The 21,653-nt window shown below is 63.2% G+C and carries 18 protein-coding genes; 10 read left to right on the top strand and 8 right to left on the bottom strand.

The window, feature by feature from the left end; all coding sequences use genetic code 11:
• Positions 1–59 precede the first annotated feature (59 nt).
• The 3 genes from ABID16_RS17635 to ABID16_RS17625 all read left to right on the top strand — a co-directional run bounded on the left by ABID16_RS17635 (position 60) and on the right by ABID16_RS17625 (position 4,096).
• Complete coding sequence (locus ABID16_RS17635) at positions 60–608, top strand: LemA family protein (protein WP_354557677.1); 549 nt, start codon at positions 60–62, stop codon at positions 606–608.
• A 41-nt stretch (positions 609–649) separates the two neighbouring features.
• Complete coding sequence (locus tag ABID16_RS17630) at positions 650–1,912, top strand: 3-phosphoshikimate 1-carboxyvinyltransferase (RefSeq protein WP_354557675.1); 1,263 nt, start codon at positions 650–652, stop codon at positions 1,910–1,912.
• Positions 1,913–2,191: 279 nt separating this feature from the next.
• Positions 2,192–4,096: a DUF2207 domain-containing protein gene (locus tag ABID16_RS17625; protein WP_354557766.1), complete on the top strand. Its 1,905-nt coding sequence runs from the start codon at positions 2,192–2,194 to the stop codon at positions 4,094–4,096.
• Between the two features lie 231 nt (positions 4,097–4,327).
• Here the strand turns inward: ABID16_RS17625 and ABID16_RS17620 are convergent, their stop codons facing one another.
• Positions 4,328–4,999 carry a hypothetical protein gene (locus ABID16_RS17620; RefSeq protein WP_354557674.1) on the bottom strand — a complete coding sequence of 224 codons (672 nt, stop codon included), beginning with the start codon at positions 4,997–4,999 and terminating at the stop codon, positions 4,328–4,330.
• A gap of 249 nt (positions 5,000–5,248) precedes the next feature.
• Between ABID16_RS17620 and glyS the strand changes: the two genes are divergently transcribed.
• Entirely contained in the window at positions 5,249–7,363 is a 2,115-nt protein-coding gene (gene glyS / locus ABID16_RS17615; protein ID WP_354557673.1) for a glycine--tRNA ligase subunit beta, read from the top strand.
• Between the two features lie 233 nt (positions 7,364–7,596).
• Entirely contained in the window at positions 7,597–8,082 is a 486-nt protein-coding gene (locus tag ABID16_RS17610; RefSeq protein WP_354557672.1) for a 2-thiouracil desulfurase family protein, read from the top strand.
• A 4-nt stretch (positions 8,083–8,086) separates the two neighbouring features.
• Here ABID16_RS17610 and ABID16_RS17605 read toward each other — a convergent pair whose 3' ends face one another.
• The 3 genes from ABID16_RS17605 to purD all read right to left on the bottom strand — a co-directional run bounded on the left by ABID16_RS17605 (position 8,087) and on the right by purD (position 11,550).
• On the bottom strand, positions 8,087–9,466 hold the full coding sequence (locus tag ABID16_RS17605; protein WP_354557671.1) for an MATE family efflux transporter: 1,380 nt from the start codon (positions 9,464–9,466) through the stop codon (positions 8,087–8,089).
• A 222-nt stretch (positions 9,467–9,688) separates the two neighbouring features.
• Positions 9,689–10,201 carry a plant virulence effector HPE1-like domain-containing protein gene (locus tag ABID16_RS17600; protein WP_354557670.1) on the bottom strand — a complete coding sequence of 171 codons (513 nt, stop codon included), beginning with the start codon at positions 10,199–10,201 and terminating at the stop codon, positions 9,689–9,691.
• 80 nt (positions 10,202–10,281) lie between these two features.
• Positions 10,282–11,550, bottom strand: a complete 1,269-nt coding sequence (purD, locus tag ABID16_RS17595) for a phosphoribosylamine--glycine ligase (protein ID WP_354557669.1) — start codon at positions 11,548–11,550, stop codon at positions 10,282–10,284.
• A 135-nt stretch (positions 11,551–11,685) separates the two neighbouring features.
• On the opposite strand from purD, the gene ubiA reads away from it, so the two are divergent.
• Positions 11,686–12,639, top strand: coding sequence for a 4-hydroxybenzoate octaprenyltransferase (gene ubiA, locus ABID16_RS17590; RefSeq protein WP_354557668.1), 954 nt, complete (start codon positions 11,686–11,688; stop codon positions 12,637–12,639).
• 98 nt (positions 12,640–12,737) lie between these two features.
• On the opposite strand, the gene ABID16_RS17585 is transcribed toward ubiA, so the two are convergent.
• Positions 12,738–13,304 (bottom strand): DUF6101 family protein, encoded by a 567-nt coding sequence (locus ABID16_RS17585; protein WP_354557765.1) that lies wholly within the window; start codon positions 13,302–13,304, stop codon positions 12,738–12,740.
• 271 nt (positions 13,305–13,575) lie between these two features.
• On the opposite strand from ABID16_RS17585, the gene ABID16_RS17580 reads away from it, so the two are divergent.
• The 4 genes from ABID16_RS17580 (at position 13,576) to modC (ending at position 18,459) form a co-directional block, all read left to right on the top strand.
• Positions 13,576–15,780, top strand: a complete 2,205-nt coding sequence (locus ABID16_RS17580; RefSeq protein WP_354557667.1) for a DUF1217 domain-containing protein — start codon at positions 13,576–13,578, stop codon at positions 15,778–15,780.
• An 89-nt stretch (positions 15,781–15,869) separates the two neighbouring features.
• The gene (gene modA / locus ABID16_RS17575; RefSeq protein WP_354557666.1) at positions 15,870–16,652 is read left to right on the top strand and encodes a molybdate ABC transporter substrate-binding protein; all 783 of its coding nucleotides are present in this window, start codon (positions 15,870–15,872) and stop codon (positions 16,650–16,652) included.
• A 21-nt stretch (positions 16,653–16,673) separates the two neighbouring features.
• Entirely contained in the window at positions 16,674–17,372 is a 699-nt protein-coding gene (gene modB, locus ABID16_RS17570) for a molybdate ABC transporter permease subunit (RefSeq protein ID WP_354557665.1), read from the top strand.
• A complete protein-coding gene (gene modC / locus ABID16_RS17565) occupies positions 17,365–18,459 on the top strand; it encodes a molybdenum ABC transporter ATP-binding protein (protein WP_354557664.1) in 1,095 nt (364 codons plus the stop codon). The genes modB and modC overlap by 8 nt, the downstream gene beginning before the upstream one ends.
• Here the strand turns inward: modC and ABID16_RS17560 are convergent.
• The 3 genes from ABID16_RS17560 to ABID16_RS17550 form a co-directional block, all read right to left on the bottom strand.
• On the bottom strand, positions 18,441–19,613 hold the full coding sequence (locus tag ABID16_RS17560) for a YbfB/YjiJ family MFS transporter (RefSeq protein WP_354557663.1): 1,173 nt from the start codon (positions 19,611–19,613) through the stop codon (positions 18,441–18,443). The two genes, modC and ABID16_RS17560, sit on opposite strands and share 19 nt — an antisense overlap.
• Positions 19,614–19,861: 248 nt before the next feature.
• Complete coding sequence (locus ABID16_RS17555) at positions 19,862–20,239, bottom strand: winged helix-turn-helix domain-containing protein (RefSeq protein WP_354557662.1); 378 nt, start codon at positions 20,237–20,239, stop codon at positions 19,862–19,864.
• Positions 20,236–21,651 carry an FAD-binding oxidoreductase gene (locus ABID16_RS17550; protein ID WP_435532444.1) on the bottom strand — a complete coding sequence of 472 codons (1,416 nt, stop codon included), beginning with the start codon at positions 21,649–21,651 and terminating at the stop codon, positions 20,236–20,238. Before ABID16_RS17550 ends, ABID16_RS17555 begins: the two co-directional genes overlap by 4 nt.
• Positions 21,652–21,653: the final 2 nt, after the last annotated feature.

Genomic DNA, 21,653 nt, shown 5'->3' with positions numbered 1-21,653 from the left:
GATGACTTTGCGCTTCCACGCGGCTAATCTCCCCGCAACAGTCGGGGAGAGGGAAACCCATGTATGCATTGATCATTATCGTCGCGATCGCGGCCTATGCCGTCATCGTCTATAACGGCCTCGTGCGCTCGCGCCAGATGGCGGAGGAAGCCTGGTCCGGCATCGACGTCCAGCTGAAGCGCCGCGCCGATCTCATCCCGAACCTCATCGAGACGGTGAAGGGTTATGCCAGCCACGAGAAGACAACGCTGGAAGAGGTGGTCGAGCTGCGCAACAAGGCGCAGGCCGTGCCGCAGGGCGATGTCGCCGGTCGCGGTGTCGCTGAAGGCATGCTGTCCCAGGCTTTGGGCAAGGTGATTGCGCTGGCCGAAGCCTATCCGGACCTGAAGGCCAACCAGAACTTCATCGAATTGCAGAAGTCGCTCGAAACCATCGAGGGCGAAGTGCAGATGGCGCGCCGCTACTATAACGGTGCTGCCCGCGAGTTGAACGTCAAGGTCGAGAGCGTACCATCCAACTTCGTCGCCAAGGCCTTCGGTTTCGTCAAGATGGCCTATTTCGAAATCACCAACGAGGCCGACAGGGCTGTTCCCCAGGTCAAGTTCTGATAAAGGGCGGGTGAGATTTCTTCCGCCGAGACCGATAAGACATGAACAAAGATACGCTCACCGTCATCCCGCCGGCCCATGCGCTGACCGGCCGCGTGATGCCGCCCGGCTCCAAGTCGATCACTAACCGCGCCCTGCTGCTTGCCGGCCTCGCCAGGGGCACAAGCCGGCTGACCGGCGCGCTGAAAAGCGACGACACGCTCTATATGGCGCAAGCGCTCCGTGCGATGGGTGTGACGGTCGAGGAACCCGACGCCACGACCTTCGTCGTGACAAGCTCCGGCACATTCAATCCGCCGGAAAAGCCGCTCTTCTTGGGCAATGCCGGCACGGCGACCCGCTTTCTGACAGCGGCCGTTGCCATGTTCAACGGCCGCTTCGTGGTCGATGGCGACGAGCATATGCGCAAGCGCCCCATCGCCCCGCTGGTCTCTTCGCTGGCCTCGCTGGGCGTCGAGATCGAAGCCCCGACGGGTTGCCCGCCGGTGACGGTGAACGCCAAGGGCGGCTTCACCGCCAATCGCGTGGTCATCGATGCGGGACTCTCCTCGCAGTATGTCTCGGCGCTGCTCATGGCTGCCGCCTGCGGGCGCGAGCCGTTTACGGTCGAGCTTGCCGGTTCGGCCATCGGCGCGCGCGGCTATATCACGCTGACGACGGCCTGCATGACGGCCTTCGGCGCGGAAGTCCGCGAGGAAGGCAATGCCCGCTGGGTCATCGCCCCGACAGGTTATAGCGCCGCCGACTATCTCATCGAGCCCGACGCCTCCGCCGCCACCTATCTCTGGGGCGCGGAAGTGCTGACCAAGGGGAAGATCGATCTCGGCGTCGCCGCGACCGAATTTTCCCAGCCCGACGCGCGTTCCTACGACATGATCGCCGCCTTCCCGCATATGCCGGCCGAGATCGATGGAAGCCAGATGCAGGACGCTATCCCGACGCTCGCCGTGCTCGCAGCGTACAACGAAACGCCCGTGCGCTTCACCGGCATCGAGAACCTGCGCGTCAAGGAATGCGACCGCATTCGCGCTCTCTCGCTCGGCCTCAACAATATCCGTCCGGGCCTTGCCCGCGAGGAGGGCGACGACCTGATCGTCACCGGCGACCCGGCGCTGGCTGGTATGACGGTTTCGGCGCTCATCGACACTTTCGCCGATCACCGCATCGCCATGAGCTTCGCGCTGGCGGGCCTGAAGACGTCCGGCATCGCCATCGAAAACCCATCCTGTGTGGCCAAGACCTATCCGAATTACTGGGATGCGCTCGGCTCGCTGGGTGTGAATTTCGAGCGCAAGCCGGGGTAATCTTTCAAAAGGGGGAATGGTATGCACAAGCTCAAAGAAGACCCCCTTTATTCTGTCGGCGGTCTTGGTTCCCCCTCTGGCTGCCGCCATCTCCCCCACAAGGGGGGAGACGGATTGCGGCGCCCTCTGGCACTAAGGCCGTGGTATATTTATAGGCCGTGGGATATTCCCTCCGCATCGCGAGAGGGCAGCGAAACGCGAGACGCTCGCCACGGGTCGTCTCCCCCCTTGTGGGGGAGATGGCCGGCAGGCCAGAGGGAGTCTTTTGCTCCACTCTCAATCCTTGCCGGATTTCTCCTTCTCTTCCTCGCCGCTCTCCCCGCCACGGCCGCCGAAGTCATCCGCAATTTCCACGCCGACGTGACGCTCGACAGAAGCGGCGTCGTCACCGTGACTGAACAGATCGAAGTCAATGCCGAAGGCCGTGACATTCGCCACGGCATCTTCCGCGATTTCCCGCTGACCTTCCGCAAGCCGGATGGCTCAATCGGCGAGGTGGATTTTTCCCTGAAGGCCGTACGCCGCGACGGGCGCGACGAGCCGCATTCGACGGAATATATCGACAACGGCATCCGCATCTATGCCGGCGACAAGGACACCTATGTCAGCTCCGGCCGCCACCTCTACGAATTCGTCTACGAAACGAACCGGCAGGTGCGCTACGGCCCGGATGCCGACCTCTTCGCCTGGAACGTCACCGGCAATTTCTGGAAGTTCCCGATCCTGCAGGCGAACGCGGATATCCACCTGCCCGATGGCGTGAAGCCCACGAGCCTCCAGGTCTATACCGGCCCGGCTGGCGCGACCGGCAGCAACGGCACGATCCGCATGAGCGGCGCTGCTGTCAATGTGCAGGCGACGCGCGCGCTCGATTCAAATGACGGCATGACCGCCTGGATCACACTGCCGAAGGGCGCGATTGACGCGCCCTCCGCCGCTCAGGAACGCTTGTGGTGGCTGAAGGATCATCGCAACGCCTTCATCGCGCTCGTGGGACTTGCGCTCGTCTGGGGCTGGTATGGCTGGTCGTGGCTGAAAGTCGGCCGCGACCCGCCGCGCGGCATTATTGTGCCCCGCTGGGACGCGCCGGATGGCATTTCGCCGGCTCTGGTGAACTACATCGACAACAAGGGCTTCGGCGATGGCGGCTGGAAAGCCTTCTCGGCGGCTGCGCTCAATCTCGCCGTGGCCGGACGGCTGAAGCTGGAAGACCTGAAGACCTCGATCATCCTGACCGACACGAAAAGCGGCGGTGCGGCCAAGCTGCCGCCGGGCGAGGGCGCCATCATGGCGCGTGTTGTGTCTGCTGGCGGCACGCTGCGGCTCGACAAGTCCAACGGGACGGCCGTGCAGGCGGCGGGCGAGGCATTTGTCTACGCCATCACAAATGAAAACCGCGGCAAATATTACAACGCCAATATCGGCTACGTAATCTTCGGCGCCATTCTTTCCGTCGTCACGTTCGTCTTGCTCGTCGGCTTCGGCCGCTTTTCGTCCGACGATGTCGCGCTTCTGGTGGTCCCTGTCATTCTGGCCGTCGTTCTCGGCATCTTTGCCGGCGTGCTGGGCAAGGGCTTCCGGCCGGGCGTGTCGGCGGGGCGCAAGATCTTCTACATCATCGTCCTCGGCATCATCGGCCTCGTCGCCTTCACGGCCCTCGGCTCAATCGTCTCGCTGATGTTCGAGGAGCTGCTGTCCCATGGCGAACTCCCCGTCATCGTCGGCCTCGGCGGCATCATCATCGCCAACATCCTCGCCTTCTTCATCATGGGCGCGCCGACAGCGCTGGGCGCGAAGATGATGGATGGCATCGACGGCCTTCGCCAATATCTGACGCTGGCCGAAAAGGACCGGATGAACATGGCCGGCGCGCCTGAGATGTCGCCGCAGCATTTCGAGAAGCTTCTGCCCTATGCCGTGGCGCTTGGCGTCGAAAAGCCCTGGACCGAAACCTTCGACAAGTGGCTTGCCGCAGCCAAGATCGACGATTATCAGCCCGGCTGGTATTCCGGCTCCAATTATGGCGGCTTTGCCGGTGCCGTCGGCGGCTTCTCGCACTCCATGGCCTCCACCATACAGTCCACGCTGCCGGCACCTCCTCCCTCCAGTTCCTCCAGTGGCGGCTTCAGCGGCGGCGGCTCCTCCGGCGGTGGGGGAGGCGGTGGCGGTGGTGGCGGCTGGTAACGTCCAACGTATCGAAATTCGCCTTTTCGCGCGCCCTCATCTGCCTGCCGGCATCTTCTCCCCAAGGGGAGAAGAGGGAAGCCGCAGCCTCTCGGATCTCCTCTCCCCTCGGGGAGAGGTCCGCCGAGCGGAGCGGAGGCGGGGTGAGGGGCCTGCTTGACGCAACACGCATAAAAACCCGCCGCTTCAGGGGTTGAAAGCGGCGGGCAAGGGGTCACTCAAAACGCCTGCTTACTGCACTGTCTTCTTCGGAGCCGGTGCCATCGTCCCGGTTGCCTTCTTGGTGGGGCCGGCAGCGGCAATTTCCTTCGCGAGACCGGCAGCACCGCCCGGATGCGCGGCAATGGCCTTGGCCAGCGTCGGGTCGTTCTTCGCAAGCTTGGCGTCAACGGCGGCAATCGTCGTGGCGGTCAGCGGCTTTTTGGCGGCCTTTTCCAGCGCGGCATAGACGTCAGCTGCGGTTTTGGCGTTTGCCCCGCCGGCGAGATAGGAGTTCAGCGCATCGGCATAGCCATGCGTAACGAGGCCGATGGCGGAATTCGGAGCCGCCTTCTGCAGTGCTTCGGGCGAGGCATGCAGGAAGCCGTTCAGCTTGCCGAGGTCGGACGCGCCGCCCTTGTCCGCCGACTTGTCCTTGTTCATCTCATGGCTCTTGTCGGAACCCATGTCGGAATGTTTCGCAGCGGACTTGTCCATGTTGGTCGCGCCGCCGGGCGTCGCGGACTTGCCGCCGGAATTGTCGCTGGACGAATGGCTGGCGCTATTGCCTGCGCCATTGCCGCCACCGTTACCGTCTCCATTGCCCCCGCCGTTACCATTGCCTGCGGCGAAGGCGGGCGCAGCAACCATGCTGCCGATGATGAGAGCGACCGCAGACATGCGGGAAAATTTGGTCGTGTGCATCTGATCTCCTTCCGGCCGCTCGATAGACGCGGCCTATGTTCGTGAGCACTAACGAGCGGAATGTGAAATCGTCTCTTGGCGGAATTGCGGTTCGAAATGGAAATATTCACGACTTTTCGCGGGCAGTGATTGCACCGCCATGGGGCGCATCGCATGCCGATTTCGCCCGCTTTACAGGTGACAAGGCGGCCATGGCTTGCTAAGTCCCGCGCACTGAAAAACAACCGTTAAAGATTGTGCGCCAAGACCATGCCGGACCTTCTGCTTGAACTTCGCTCCGAGGAAATCCCCGCCCGCATGCAGAGAAAAGCTGCCGGCGACCTGAAGAAGCTCGTGACCGATGCGCTGGTCGAGGCCGGTCTGACCTATGAGGGTGCGCGCGAATACTGGACGCCGCGCCGCCTGACGCTCGACATTCGCGGCCTCACGGCCCGCTCCGCCGATACGCGCGAAGAGAAGAAGGGTCCGCGCACCGACGCGCCCGCGCAAGCCATCGAAGGCTTCCTGCGCTCGGCCGGCCTCAACTCCGTTGATCAGGCCGAGAAGGTGACCGACCCCAAGAAGGGCGAATTCTATGTCGCCGTGATCCAGAAGCCCGGCCGCGCGGCGGAAGAGATCATCGCTGACGTCATGCCCGGCATCATCCGCAATTTCCCCTGGCCCAAGTCCATGCGCTCGGGCGCTGCCTCCGCCAGGCCCGGGAGCTTGCGCTGGGTGCGCCCGCTGCAGTCCATCGTCTGCATGTTCGGCCCCGAACATGACGAAACGGTCGTCATCCCCTTCGAGGTCGATGGCATTGTCGCCTCCAACGTCACCTATGGCCACCGCTTCCACGCGCCGGCCGCCATCACCGTCCGCCGCTTCGACGATTATGCCGCCAGCCTCGAAAAGGCCAAGGTCGTGCTCGACGCCGAGCGCCGCAAGGAAATCATCCTGCAGGACGCCAAGAACCTCGCCTTCGCCTCCGGGCTTGAACTGGTCGAGGATGAGGGCCTGCTGGATGAAGTCTCCGGCCTTGTCGAATATCCGCATGTGCTGATGGGCACGTTCGAGGAAGAATTCCTCGAAATCCCCGCGGAAATCATCCGCCTCACCATCAAGACGAACCAGAAATGCTTCGTCTGCCGTCCACAGGGTGGCGAGGGGCTGGCCAACCGCTTCATCTTGGTCTCCAACATCGCCGCCAAGGACGATGGCAAGGAAATCATGCATGGCAACGGCAAGGTCGTCCGCGCGAGGCTTTCGGATGCCGCGCATTTCTACAAGCGCGACCAGAAGGACATCCCCGACCTCGGCGACCTGACGGCTAGCGCCGCCAAGTTCGGCCTCGACCTCAAGAAGCCGCTCGACCAGCGCATGGCCAAGCTCGACCATCTGGGCGTGACGTTCCACACCAAGCTCGGAACGCAGGGCGAACGCGTCACCCGCATCCGCGCACTGGCCGCCGAACTCGCCAAGATCATCGGCGCCGACCCCGCCAAGGTCGACCGCGCCGTCGTGCTGGCGAAAGCCGATCTGCGCACCGAAGCCGTCGGCGAATTCCCCGAACTTCAGGGCCTCATGGGCCGCAAATATGCGCTCCTGCAGGGCGAAGACGCCGACGTCGCAGCCGCCATCGAAGAACACTACAAGCCCCTCGGGCCCTCCGACTCGCTGCCGACCAACCCGGTCGCCGTCACCGTTGCGCTGGCCGACAAGCTCGACACGCTGGTCGGCTTCTGGGCGATTGACGAGAAGCCGACGGGCTCGAAGGATCCGTATGCGCTGCGCCGTGCGGCGCTGGGTGTGATCCGGGTGTTGCTGGAGAAGGGTGTGCGGCTGAAGCTACTTTCTGTAGCAAAGGATACCGACCTCCTCTCCTTCTTCCACGACCGCCTGAAGGTCTATCTCCGCGACCTCGGCGCGCGTCATGACATCATCGATGCCGTGCTGACGCCGGAGGCGGACGATCTCCTGATGGTGGCCCGCCGCGCCGAGGCGCTGACGGCTTTCATCACCTCGGAAGACGGCAAGAACCTGCTCGCCGGCACCAAGCGCGCCACGCAGCTACTGGCCGCCGAAGAGAAGAAGGGCACGAAGGTCGCGACTTCCGTGGACGAGGCGCTCTTCAACCAGGACGCCGAAAAGGCGCTCTTCGCCGCCGTCGCGCTCGCCCGCCAGGAAGCCGACGAGGCCGTCAAGCGCGAGGACTTCCGCGGCGCCATGGCAGCGCTGTCCAAGCTCCGCGCCCCGGTCGACCGCTTCTTCACCGACGTGCTGGTCAATGACGAGAACGAGGCAGTTCGCGCCAACCGGCTCGCGCTGTTGGCGCTCATCCGCGAGGCGACGGGCACGGTTGCGGATTTCTCGAAGATTTCGGGGTGATGTGGGCGGGTGCGCGAGACCCCCTCTCTTGCAAAATCTATGACTTAGCCTTTGGCTAAGATCATGATTTTGCTTTCTCCCCCACCAAGGGGGGAGATGGGGAGTCTGACGTGCCCGCGATCTCCAATCTCCCCCTTGGTGGGGGAGAAAGCGATTTCAACACCTTAGCTTCAGCTAAGTGTTAGAAATCGCAAGAGAGGGGGCTCGCCCCGCCGCAACAGAGGAGAAATGGCATGAAAATCCTCATCAGCGCCTGCCTCCACGGCCAACCCGTCCGCTATGACGGTCAGGCCAAAACCCTCGATCACCCCCATGTCGCCCGTTGGAGAAACGAAGGTCGCCTCGTCGCCATCTGTCCCGAACTCGCCGGCGGTTTCGACACGCCGCGCCTGCCGGCCGAAATCGAGCAGGGCATGAGCGGTGTCGATGTTCTCGCCGGCCGCGCCCGCGTGCTCGACAGCGCCGGAGCCGATGTCACCGCCGCCTATATCGATGGCGCGAAGGTGGCGCTGGATCTCGCCCGCCAGACGGGTTGCGTGGCGGCCCTGCTCATCGACGGCAGCCCCTCCTGTGGGTCGCGGGCGATTTATGACGGGACGTTTTCAGGTAGCAAACATGCCGGCGAGGGTGTAACGGCGGCCCTGTTCGCCGCCGCCGGTCTGCCGGTGTTTTCGCATGAAGAGGTCGAGGCGCTGGCGGAGTTCCTGCGCCAGCAGTGAGCTATCACGCCGGCGCGTGGAAAATCCCGAGCCGTGCCCCTGTCTTGCCAGCCGCATTTCTGAGCACCAGCCCAGCAATCACCAGCAAGGCCAGATCGCCGACCGGCGAGGCAAGCCAGATGCCCGTCTCACCCACCGCAAAGGGCAAGGCCAGTACCAGCGGCACGGTGAGCAGATACGGCTTGGTGAGGCTGAGCAGCCCCGCCATGCGGGCCTGTCCCAACGCCTGGAAGTAGCCGGCCAGAACATTCATCGGCGCATAGATGACATAGGTCGCCATCGCATAGGGCAGCAACCGCGCCACTTCCGCGACGACCGCCGGGTTGTCGACGAAGAGCCGACCGACCGCCCCCGGAAACAGCACCAGAATAGCCTCCAGCACGGCCGCATAGATGAGCGCAGCCGATAGCGCGAAAATCGCCGTGCGATCGGAGCGGGCGTAGAGCCCCGCACCGAAATTGTTGCCGGCAATGCTTTGTGCGGCCAGATTCAGGCCGAGCAGCGGCAGGAAGCAGAAGCTCATGATGCGCACGACAATACCATAGGCCGCAATCGTATCGGCATAATGCCCGCCCGCCCAGGCTTGCACGCTGCCGATGATGACGGTGGAGGCGAGCGCAATGCCGACGAAGGAGAGCGATGGCGGCAGGCCGAGCTTTACAATCTCGCCCCAATGGGCCGTCGCGCGGAATCCTTCGGGCGCGACGAAGGTCAACGGTAGGCGGCCGCTAAGCCGGATCGCCAGCACCACGACAAGCGCCAGCGCCTGCGCCACAATCGTGCCCGCCGCCGAACCGGCCGTGCCATAGCCCATCTTCCCGATCAGCACAAAGTTGAACAGGATGTTGAGCAGCGTCGCGGTGACTGCCAGCATCGCCATCAGCCCCGCCTTGCCCTCCGAGCGCAGCGTGTCGCCCTGCAGGGAGAGGAAGAAGGTGACCGGCGCGGCATAGATGGTGATCGCCATGAAGCGCCAGCCCTGTTCGGCCAGTCCCGCATCATGGTTTGCAGCGAGCAGGATCGCCCGCCAGCCGAGAAGCGCGAAGAGCACGGCCAGAACCGCCCAGAAGCCGAGCGCCAGCGTGTGCGCCGAGAGAAAGACCGATTGCGCGCGTTCGCGTTCGCCGGCCCCTAGCGCGCGCGCCACATGGCTCGCCATGCCGGCGCCGGCCATGGTGGTGAGCGCGATCATCAGCATGGAGATCGGGAAGGTGAGGGTCACGGCGGTCAGCGCATCGGCCCCGGCATAGACGCCGAGGAAGAAGGCATCGACCACGGCGAAAAGCCCGTTGACGACCATGACGAGGATCATCGGCAGCGCGGTGCGGACGAAAAGCGCACCGATGGGCGCATGAAGAAAGGGATTGGAATTCGGGTTGTTCATGACAGCAAGCTCGCTTTGTCACCCGGTGTCCGGTGGTGCCCGCGTTGCCACAAGTCGGGTGGTTTCGAACTTGTTTGCTGTTGTCGATCTTGCTTCACCGGATTGCGGGCGGCGGGTGCAAGAAACCTGACGCATTGGATAGGTTGCGCAAGCCCGCCTGTCAAACGAAAAGGCCGCGGAGCGATCCGCGGCCTTCAACGGGAATGGTGCCTGGTGTGTCCTTCAGCGCAGGCGCAGCTGCAGCCTGTTCGGATCGAAGGGCGCAGCGTCTGCGGCAAGCGCGGCTGTCGTTGCCTCGCGGTCGATGCCGGCAGCGGTTGAGTTCCTGCGCTCGTCGGGCGGCAGGATGGAGGAGGCCTTGGCCTCGATGGCCTGAAGCTGGGCATTGCGTGCCGCGATCTTGGCCTCATGCGCCTTCGTTTCGATGGCGGACATTTCTTCGATCAGCTTGCCTTGCGTCTTCGAAAGCGTGGTGACCGGCGAGCCGCCCATGAACTTGTCGACGCGCACGACTTCCGGCTTGCCTTCCTTGTCGACGATTTCCATCGAGGCGACACCGGCGAGATCCGGAACCTGATAATTCCGCTTGCGGGCGGGTGCGCCCTGGCAATCCGTGCAGGAAATCCTCACGATGCTGGCATCGTTGACCTGGCCGGCTTGGATCTTCTCGATGGAGGCCGCGTGGGCAGGCAGGACTGCCGAGGCCATCAGCGTTGCGAGCAACAGCGTACGCATATTCAAACTCCCCTGAAACGTGAAGAGGAGTCTAACAATGCAAGCTTTACAACGAGTCAGCAGAAAGAGTTAACGCGCGATTAATTTTCGCGCGCAACCGCACGCCAGCCGATATCGCTGCGCATGAAGCCGTTCGGCCAGTCAACCTGATCGGCCATGGCATAGGCCCGGGCTTGGGCTTCGGTGACCGAGCCGCCAAAAGCGGTAACATTGAGCACGCGCCCGCCGGTTGCAACCAGCCGGCCGTCCTTCAGCGCCGTTCCGGCATGGAAAATACGCTGCGTTTCGGTCGGCGCGGGCAGGGGGGCAATTGGCGTATTCTTTTCATACGAACCCGGATAACCCTTCGAGGCCATGACGACAGTCAGCGCCGTCTCGTCGCGCCACTCGGCGGTCACCTCGTGCAGCCGGCCCTCAGCCGTTGCCAGCAGCAGCTCCAACAGATCCGACTTCAGCCGCATCATCAGAACCTGGCATTCCGGATCGCCGAAGCGGACATTGTATTCGATGAGTTCCGGCCCCTTGGCCGTAATCATCAGCCCGGCGAAGAAGACGCCGGAGAAGGGATGCCCATCGGCCGCCATGCCGCGCATGGTCGGCTCGATGATCTCCTCCATCGTGCGCGCGACAATCTCGGGCGTCATCACAGGAGCAGGGGAATAGGCGCCCATGCCGCCCGTGTTCGGGCCGGTGTCGCCATCGCCGACGCGCTTGTGGTCCTGGGCGGAAGCGAGCGCCAGCAGCGTCTTGCCGTCGCAAAGGCAGAAGAAGGAGGCCTCTTCACCGTCCAGATAGGCCTCGACCACGACTTCCGCGCCGGCGGCACCGAAGGCGCCCTCGAAGCAGTCATCGATGGCCGCGCAGGCCTCGTCCACGGTCATGGCGACCGTGACGCCCTTGCCGGCGGCAAGCCCATCGGCCTTGACGACGATCGGCGCGCCTTGCGCCCGCACATAGGCTTTCGCTTTCGGGGCATTGTTGAAACGCTGGTAAGTACCGGTCGGGATATCGTATTTGGCGCAGAGATCCTTGGTGAAACCCTTGGAGCCCTCAAGCTGGGCGGCTGCAGCCGAGGGGCCGAATACGGCAATGCCTTCTGCGCGCAGCGCATCGGCAAGGCCCGCGACCAGCGGCGCTTCCGGCCCGACGACGACGAAGGGAACCGATTTCTCGCGGCAGAAGGCGATGACGGCGGCATGATCATCGACATTCAGCGTCACGCAGGTCGCGCAGTCCGCAATGCCGGGATTGCCGGGGGCGGCGTAGAGCGTCGTCAGCTTGGGCGATTGCGCGATCTTCCATGCCAGCGCATGTTCGCGTCCACCCGAACCGATCAAGAGCACGTTCATCGTCAGCCTCCGTTTTTGCCCGTGTCCGTGCCGTTAAGCGCGGCGGCGGCTTGCGTCAAGCAGATGACGCGCTTTTCCCGGCAAAGCCGCCTGCAACTCTTGACGCACGGGGTTGCCACTGCCAACAAAAGCACTATGAGCAATACCGATCAGACAACATCCCGCGTCGCCGATGCGACCCCCGACAACTGGGTTTACCGCTGGCTGCCGCGCGCCGCCTGGCCCTATGCGCAACTTGCCCGGCTCGACCGGCCGATCGGCTGGCAGCTCCTCATGTGGCCGTGCTTCTGGTCGGCGGGCATGGCGGCGAATGTCACGGCCGCGGCCGGCAGCTTCAGCCTTCGCCAGTTTGCGGCGCATCTGTTCCTGTTCTTCGTCGGCGCCGTCGTCATGCGCGGTGCAGGATGCACCTATAACGACCTGATCGACCACGAAATCGATGCGAAAGTTGCCCGCACGCGCTCGCGGCCGCTGCCCTCGGGCCGAGCCACCCGCCGGCAGGCCAAGGTCTTCATGGTCGCGCAGGCGCTTGTCGGTCTGGCGATCCTGCTTCAGTTCAACACATTCTCCATTTTCCTCGGCATCGCATCGTTGGCCGTGGTCGCGCTCTATCCATTCGCGAAGCGCTTCACCGACTGGCCGCAGTTTTTCCTCGGCCTTGCCTTCTCCTGGGGTGCGCTGATGGGTTGGGCTGCCGTTTTCGGCACGGTGTCGTTTGCCGCCTTCGTCATGTATGTCGCGGCGGTGGCGTGGACGATCGGTTATGACTCGATCTATGCGCATCAGGACCGCGAGGATGATGCGCTGATCGGCGTCCGCTCGACCGCGCGTCTCTTCGGCGAGAATACGGCCAATTGGCTGATCGGGCTTTACGGGCTGACGCTCGCGCTTCTGGCTGTCGCCTATATGCTGGCGCATCTCGGCTTCGTGGCCTATCTCGGTCTCATTGCGGCGGGCATCGCCTTCGTCTGGCAGATCAAGGTGCTGGACATCGACGACACCGCACAATGCCTGAAGCTCTTCCGCTTCAATCATATTGTCGGCGCGATCATCTTCGCAGGCCTGCTGTTCGCCATCCCATTCGCCTGATCGAAAAGGATGGCCGGAAAAGAAAGAGGGCCGACCTTCAGGGGAAAAGGCCGGCCCAAGAGCGACTGGAGTCCTCTTTGAATGCTTCTTGTGGAGCTTTAGTTCCGGGCAATGATCTCTCTGCCCTCGATTTTCATCGTCACGCCAAGCTGGCCGATCGAACGGCGAACGAGGAAGCGCGGGCGGCGTTCGGCAAAGTAGGAGTGCCGGCGGCGCGGTGCGGAATTCTTGTTGGCGATGTTGGTCAGGTGCTCTTCGAGCGGACGGGCAACGCCATCGGCCTCCACCATCAGCATCGGAATATTGTAGGCATCGGCCCAGGAGCGCCAGTCTGCTGCGATGTCGCAGAGATCGTGGGCGACGAGCAGCGGAATGCTCAGGTCCGGGTCGTCGTGATGCAGTTCCAGCGTGACGGTCACGCGGCCGTCGCCATGATCGATGGCGCGGGCGGCAACGCCGCGGAAGGTGCGGGCAGGAAGAGCAAAGGAAATCGGCAGGCCGCTGGTCGGAAGAAGCTTCTTCAGGACCGCGCCACGCTCATCAAGCGTGATCGACACGTCGCCGGCATTGGATTGTCCAGAATAGGACACCTGCTGGGGCAAGTGTTTCGGATCGAGCCGAAAGGTTGCCTCGGCCCAGACCGGGCCCATTGCTACGTTGCGCATGTTCATTACACCCTGTTTTCCTTGAGAGCCTGGGGCTCTTCTCTCGGGGCTTTTGCCCTCTTGGTAGGATGAAGTTAGCGGGCGTCTCTTCAGTCCGGCTTAATATTCGCGGTTAAGAAATCTTTGCATTCCCAGATGGTTATCGAAGTCGAACCCGACACGGTTGAGGGAGTGTGAACGGGGATGGTCGCCTTCTTCATTCCTTCTTAAAGGTTTGGGCAAGGTTTCTCGTGTAAGGTTGGATTTCCGGAAATGCGCGCGGACGTCGCCGATGGTTTCGACCTTTCTCAGCTATGACCTGATCGCCAGGGACATGTCCAAGTCCCTGAACCGCGTGGCGTCCGAAGGGCTGACCAAGCGCGAGACCGATTATTTCAATACCAATATATCCAAGGTGACGACGGTCGACGGGTTCATGGGCGATTATCGCCTGTATTCCTATGCCATGAAGGCCTACGGGCTGGATGACATGACCTATGCCAAGGCCTTCATGAAGAAGGTGCTGGATAGCGATCTCACCGACCCGCAAAGCTTCGTCAATCGGCTCTCTGACCAGAAGTACCGCGATTTCGCCAACGCCTTCCAGTTCGGCAAGGCGACGGCGACGGTTCAGACGACGGCGCAGAAGGACTCCACAGTCCAGGCCTACAAGGATCAGCTCGCGACCGAGGAAGCCGCCGTCTCGACGGATACGGCCTATTACAAGAAGGCGATTGCTTCCGTGAAGACCGTCGACGGCTTCATGGGCGACAGCAAGCTCTATACCTATGCGATGAAGGCTTCGGGCCTCGATCCGGACACATACTCGCGGGACTTCATCAAGAAGGTCCTGACCAGCGATCTCAACGATCCGCAGAGCTATGCCAACACACTCCCCACCGACACGTCTGCACGCTACCTTCTGAAGCAGAAGGTGCTGGACCTGCGCAAGGCGTTCAACTTCAATACAAGCGGCGGCCTCGACAGCGGTGTCAGCGCCCAGACTGCGGATCAGGTCAGCAAGATCACGGAAACCTATGTTACCACGGTTCCGAGCCATATCACGCCTGCCGCTGCGCAGCTCAACAGCACCTATCTCAACGACCAGATTGCGAAGGTCACCAAGGTCAGCGACATTACCGGCAATGACCGGCTGTTTTCGCTGGTTAAGACCGCACTCGGCCTTTCGTCCACGATGCTGGCGACGACTTTCCAGAACATCGTGACCAGCGATACGTCCACGCCGAACAACTACGCCAACCAGCAGGGCGGGGCGACCTGGACGGCCATTGCCAAGATGTTCAACTTCGACACGAATGGCGACGTCAAGGCCGGTGGCTCCGCCATGTCGAGCGACAATCTGACCGCGTTGAACAATCGTTATCTGGCCAATTACAGCAAGGATGACAACGCCAACGACGCGCAGATCTACAGCTATTACGGCTCCCATATCGGGCAGGTGAAAAAGGTCGACGACCTCATCAACAATTCCGCCCTTTACAGTTTCGCGCTGCATTCGGTGGGTCTGGCTGCGCAGGACGAGTCGCAGGCCAAGATCCGGATGGTGCTGGAAAGCGACGTCAACGATCCGAAGAGCTATGTGAACCAGCTTTCCGACAAGCGCTATCTCGCACTCGCCAAGGAGTACAATTTCGAGAAGGACGGAAAGATCGGCGCGCCGCGGCTTGCACAGTCGCAGGCCGAAATTACCTTGATGGCGCAGAACTACGTCAAGATGCAGACGCGCTATGACAACAAGGCGGCCAAGGCAGGCGCGACCGACGACATGAACTACTTCACCAAGACGATCCAGGGGGTCGACTCGGTGGACAAGCTTCTCTCGGACAGCAAGCTGGTCAAGGTCATGCTCGGCTCCTATGGCTTCGACCCTGCCAAGGTAACGAAGGATTTCCTGAAGAAGATCTTTACGTCGGACCTCAACGATCCCAAGAGCTTTGCCAACACGCAGACGGACCAGCGCTGGGCGCAGATGGCGGGCGCGTTCAACTTCGACAGCAAGACGGGCAAGATCGCAAGCATCGACCAGACAGGCGCGATGGATCGCCGCGCCCGCATCGCGACCGTCGACAACTACTACCAGCAGACGCTGGAAACCGAGGCCGGCGACGACAATGCCGGCACGCGCCTCGCGCTCTACTTCCAGCGCATGGCGCCTACGATCACCTCGGCATATGACATTCTGGCCGACCAGGCGCTGCTGCAGTTCTTCAAGACCAGCAACAACCTGCCGGACGGCTTCTCAACGCTGCCCATCGACACCCAGGCCGCCAAGGTCAAGTCGGTGATGAACCTGAAGGATCTGTCCGACCCCGAGAAGGTCAAGGGCATGGTCAAGAAGTTTACCGCTCTCTACGATATCCAGAATGGCGGCACGACCAGCGGTGCCTCTGCACTTTCGGTCCTTTCGGCAGGCAGCGGCGGCGCATCGCTGAGCGCCGATACACTTTTCACACTCTCCCAGCTCAAGCGCGGATAGGACGCGTTTGCACCGCTCTGCGTGCCGCGCGGTTGCTTTCCCTTGAGAGTCGTTATATCCAATGAGACATAACGATATGGGAGAACTTCATGCATCGCCGCACCTTCGCCGCCGGACTTCTGGCCGCCTCCGTCTTCGCGCTCTCAATATTCCATGCCGCCGGCGCGGTTGCCGGTGAGGTCAAGGTCTTCGCCGCCGCAAGCCTGAAGAACGCATTGGACGGCATCGCCAAGGATTGGAAGGCCGAGACGGGCAATGATGTTGTCCTCACCTATGCCGCAAGCTCCGCGCTCGCCAAGCAGGTCGAGGCGGGCGCGCCCGCCGATCTCTTCATCTCCGCCGACCTCAAATGGATGGATTATCTCGCCAAGGCTGACCTGATCAAAAAGGACAGTCGCGAAAATCTGCTCGGCAATGCGCTGGTTCTGGTCGGCCCGAAAGATGCGGCCAAAACCTATGAGCTCCTGAAAGGCGTCGATCTGGCAGGCGCGCTCGCAGGCGGACGTCTTGCCGTTGGTGCTGTGGACAGCGTGCCGGCCGGCATCTATGCCAGGCAGGCGCTGATCAGCCTCGGTGCCTGGGATGGCGTGAAAGGCAAGCTCGCGGAATCGGAGAACGTGCGCGCCGCACTTCTCCTCGTCTCGCGCGGCGAAGCGCCGCTCGGCATCGTTTACATGACCGACAGCAAGGCGGATGCCGGCGTCAAGGTCCTCGGCTCCTTCCCGGAGAGCTCCCACGAACCGATCATCTACCCGGTTGCCGAACTGAAGAGCGCGCCGGCGCTCACGGCCGAGTTCCAGAAATATCTTCGTTCCAAGAAGGCCGAAACCGTCTTCACGGGGCAGGGCTTTACGGTATTGTCCGCCAAGTGATTGCGGATAAGCGGCATTGGAATGATATTGTCTGACGAAGACTGGATCGCGCTGGCGATCAGCCTCAAGGTGGCCGTGGTCGCCAGCGCAGCAAGCCTGCCCTTCGGCATCGCGGTTGCCTGGGTGCTGGCGCGCAAGTCCTTCCCGGGCAAGAGCGCGCTGAACGGTCTGGTCCACCTGCCGCTCATCCTGCCGCCGGTGGTTACCGGCTATATCCTGCTCATCCTCTTCGGCCGCAAGGGCGCGATCGGCAGCGTGCTCGACCAGGTCTTCGGCATCGTGCTCTCCTTCCGCTGGACCGGGGCAGCACTCGCCGCCGCCGTCATGGGCTTTCCGCTGATGGTCCGGGCGATCCGCCTCTCCATCGAAAGCCTCGACCGGGGTCTCGAATCTGCCGCCTCGACACTGGGCGCCAGCCGCTTCGATGTCTTCCGCACAGTGACCCTGCCGCTGATCATGCCCGGCATTGTGACGGGAACCATCCTCGCCTTTGCCAAGGCCATGGGCGAATTCGGCGCAACCATCACCTTCGTCTCCGCCATTCCCGGCGAGACGAAGACGCTGGCCGCCGCGATCTACGGCTATACGCAGGTGCCCGGCGGAGATGAAGGCGCGATGCGGCTGACACTCATCTCCGTCGTCGTGTCGCTGGCCGCGCTGCTCGCCTCCGAATTTCTGGCCCGCCGGGTGCATGCCCGCACGGAGGGCCGCGATGCTTGAGGTCGATATCCGACACGCGCAAGGGGATTTCCGGCTTGAAGCGTCCTTTTCCGCAGGCGAGGGCCTCACCGCTCTCGTCGGCCCTTCGGGCTCCGGCAAGACCACGCTCGCCAACATCGCCGCCGGTCTCATCTGGCCGGAGGTCGGCCGGGTCAGCTTTAACGGCGAAACATGGTTCGATAGCGAGAGGAAGATTTTCCTCCCCGCTGAGCGCCGCCGCATCGGTTATGTCTTTCAGGAAGGCCGGCTCTTCCCGCATATGACGGTGAAGCAGAACCTGCATTATGCCCGCCATTTCCGCCCGGTGCGGACGGATGAAGCGGCGGATGCTCGCCTTGTCGATCTGCTTGGCATCGGCCATCTGCTCGACCGCCGCCCGGCCGGGCTCTCCGGTGGCGAGAAAAGCCGCGTCGCCATCGGCCGAGCACTCTTCTCCGCACCCTCGCTTCTCATCATGGACGAACCACTTTCGGCGCTGGATTCCGCTCGCAAGGCGGAAATCCTGCCGCATCTCGAATATATTCGCGACGAGACCCGCATTCCGATCCTCTATGTCAGCCATGCGATGGAGGAGGTCGCCCGTCTTGCCAACCGCGTGGTATCCGTGGCGGGCGGTCGCATCGTCGCGCAAGGCGAGCCGGGTGCTGTTCTCGGCGGTGCGCGGCCTATGCCGGACGACATGGAGCCCGCGACTTTCCTCAGCGCCACGATCACCCACCATCTGGACGACGAGGGTCTCACGGTTGCCGAATGCCGGGCAGGGCGCATCTATCTGAAGCGGGGGCTCGCTGAGCCCGGCGACCGCGTCCGCGTCTTCATCGCCGCCCAGGACATCATCCTCGGCATCGGCGAGCCCGGCAACCTCTCCGCACTCAACCGTCTCGAGGGTCTTGTCCTGGCGCTTCAGGAGCGGGCCGGCAGCGTCTGGGTCACGGTCGATTGCTCGGGAGAGGTCGTGTTGGCGCAGGTGACACGCCATTCGGCGGCGCGCATGGGGCTGACGGCAGGCCAGCCGGTAAGTCTTCTGTTCAAGTCTGTGTCCATCGACACGCAGGGACTGTTTCGTCGCTACGAAGCCCGGCCATAAGCCCAGAGCAGGACGATTCCGATGGCCATCGTGCCGCCCGCCATGATCATGCCCATGTCGTAGCTGCCCGTCGTTGAGGCAATCCGCCCGACGATTGCCGGCGCGACGATCTGCGCGACACCATAGGACAAGGTCAGCCGCGCCATGGCACCGGAGGGATTGTCCTTGTTGCGCTTGCCCGCCAGCGCCAGCGTCAGCGCCACGATGCCCATGAAGGTCGCGCCGAAGAGCAACGCCCCGCCGATGGCCGCGCCGGCGCTATGGCTGACAACGGGCAACACGATGCCGACGATCTGCAGGGCATAGGCGAGGATCAACGTCGGCACATCGCCGATCCGCCGCGCCAGCCGGTCCCAGGCGAGCGTTGCGGGAATGGCGGCAAGGCCCACGACGATCCAGATGAACGGCCCGAGATGCGACAGCTGCGGCACTTTGGCAGCGGCGGCAACGACGAAGGTCGCGCTGACGACAAAGCCGACACCGGCGCAGAAATAGGAGAGGTTGAGCAGCCACGCGCCGGGATGCGGGACCTTCGCCGCGCCTGCGGCACGCTGAGGCGTCGCCCCATCGGGAGCCGGCATCCAGAACCATGCCGGGATCAGAAGCGCAATCGTGACTGCGCCGAAGGCATGCCATTGCCCCGCCCAGTCGAGCCATCCCATGGTTGCCATCACCAGCCCGCCCGACAGGATGATGCCGATGGCGAGCCCGATGAAATGCAGCCCGAGCTCCGGCCGCCGCCCGTGGCGCACCAGAAAGGCGAGCACCATGCCCGAGGCGAGCAGCATGCCGGACGCGCCGCCGACGCCGGCGACGTAGCGCAGGACAAGCCAGAGCCAGGTCTGCGTCGTCAGTCCCATGCCGAGCGTACCGATCACGCCGGCCACGAGCCCGGCGCGGTAGACGAGATAGCGCCGCCGCGCATCCGAAATCGTCGAGGCGAAGAGCGCCCCGGTCATGTAGCCGGCATAGTTCACGGTCGCGAGCAGGCCGCCGACAAAGGGCGACATGCCCGTCTGCGCCTGCATCAGCGGCAGCATCGGCGTATAGGCAAACCGCGCAATCCCCACCGTCAACAACATCGCCGCCATCCCGGCCGCCATGACCTGCCAGGGCTTGATGGTGTCGGGAGGGGCGAGGGCGGTATTCGACATGGGGGTGTCCGGCGTTGCTGCATGATAAATGTCAGTAAGTCCTAACACGTTCCCTCGATGGGGATTATTGAACTTTCGGACAGAGACTTGTGCCGTGGGTGGGTGCTCCATCCGTCTCCCCCCTTGTGGGGGAGATGGCGGCAGCCAGAGGGGGTTTTTACCGCGAACACCTGAGCAAGCGGATAGAAGACCCCTCCCCAACCCTCCCCACAAGGGGGAGGGAGAGTGGCCGTCGTGCCAGTCTCGCCTTATTCGACCTTCACCACCGGCTCCCCAAGCGCCGCCTCGATCCACGCAAGATCGGCCCCCATCGCCTCTTCCGCCCGCTTCTCCATGCTGCGAAACCGCCCCAGCAGTTCCTCGCCAAAGGGCGTCAGCGTCGCCCCGCCACCCTGCTTGCCGCCCTGAACCTTCAGCACGACCGGCTCGCGGAACATGCCGTTCAGCTCGTCGATCAGCAGCCACGCCCGGCGATAGGACATGTTCATCGCCGCACCCGCCGAGCGGATCGAGCCATGCGTCTTGATCAGCTCCATCAGCTGCGCCTTGCCGGGCCCCAGCGGATGGTCGCCCGGCAGCGTGAGGCGCAGCTTGAAACCGACCTTTGCTCGGGTTGGGGCGCTCATTTCAGCACCTTGCCGGGGTTCATGATGCCGGCGGGGTCGAAGGCGGACTTGATCCGGTGCATGAGCTCCATTTCGATGGGGCTGCGGATGCTGGCCAGCTCGTCGCGCTTCAACTGGCCGATGCCGTGCTCGGCCGAAATCGAGCCGCCATGTTTCAGCACGATGCCGTGGACGATGGCGTTCACCTCGCGCCAGCGGGCCAGATAGGCCGCCTTGTCCGCCCCAACCGGCTGGGAAATGTTGTAATGGATATTGCCGTCGCCAAGATGCCCGAAGGCGCAGATGCGGGCGCCGGGTACGGCGGCCAGCACCGCCTTTTCCGCCTCCGCCATGAAATCCGGCACCTGCGACACCGGCACGGAGACGTCATGCTTGATCGACCCGCCTTCCGGCTTCTGCGCATCCGACATGCTCTCGCGCATATGCCAGATCGCCTTGCGCTGGGCTTCGGACGAGGCCACCACGGCATCGTCGATCAGCCCGCGCTCATAGGCCGTTTCCAGCAGGGTGCCGATCATCCGCTCGGCGGTCTCTTCCGCATCCGAGGTCGAGATGTCGATCAGCGCATACCATGGATGCACGCTCGAAAGCGGGTCGCGCACGTTGGGAATATGCTTCGTCGTGAACTCGACACCGATGCGCGGCATCAGCTCGAACCCGGTCAACGCCGTGCCGCACAGTCCTGCGGCGAATTCGAAAAGCTTCAGCGCATCGGCCGGGCTTTTCAGGCCGACAAAGGCCACCTGATGCCCGCGCGGACGCGGGAAAAGCTTCAGCACCGCCCCGGTGATGACGCCCAGCGTGCCTTCCGCGCCGATGAAGAGATCGCGCAGATCGTAGCCCGTATTGTCCTTCTTTAGCCGCCGCATCCCGTCCCAGATCTCGCCGGTCGGCAGCACGACTTCGAGCCCGAGGCAAAGCTGGCGCATATTGCCATAGGCAAGCACCGCCGTGCCCCCGGCATTGGTCGACAGGTTGCCCGCCACCCGGCAGGAGCCTTCCGAGCCGAGCGAAAGCGGAAACAGCCGGTCGACCTCTTCGGCCGCCTTCTGCACGTCGGCGAGGATCACGCCGCCGTCGACGGCCATCACATTGGCGACCGGATCGACATCACGGATACGATTGAGCCGCGCCAGCGACAGGACGACATCCTGCCCCTCCGCGCGCGGCACGCCGCCGCCGACCAAACCCGTGCCGCCGCTGACGGGCACGATCGGCGTCTTCGTCTCGCTGGCAAGCTTCATGATCGTGGCGACCTCTTCCGTCGAGCCGGGCTTGAGGACAAGCGGCGTCGCGCCGCGATAAAGCCCGCGCCCTTCGGTGAGATAGGGCTCCACATCGGCATCGGTTCGCAAGGCATTGCCGGTTCCGACGATGGCGGCGAAACGGTCAAGCAGGTCGGGAGATGGCATTC

Source organism: Limnomicrobium aquaticum (assembly GCF_040545545.1).
Classification (GTDB): domain Bacteria; phylum Pseudomonadota; class Alphaproteobacteria; order Rhizobiales; family Rhizobiaceae; genus Ensifer_A; species Ensifer_A aquaticum.
Note: the sequence above shows the minus strand (reverse complement) of the source record. Positions and strands in the feature narration are given on the sequence as shown.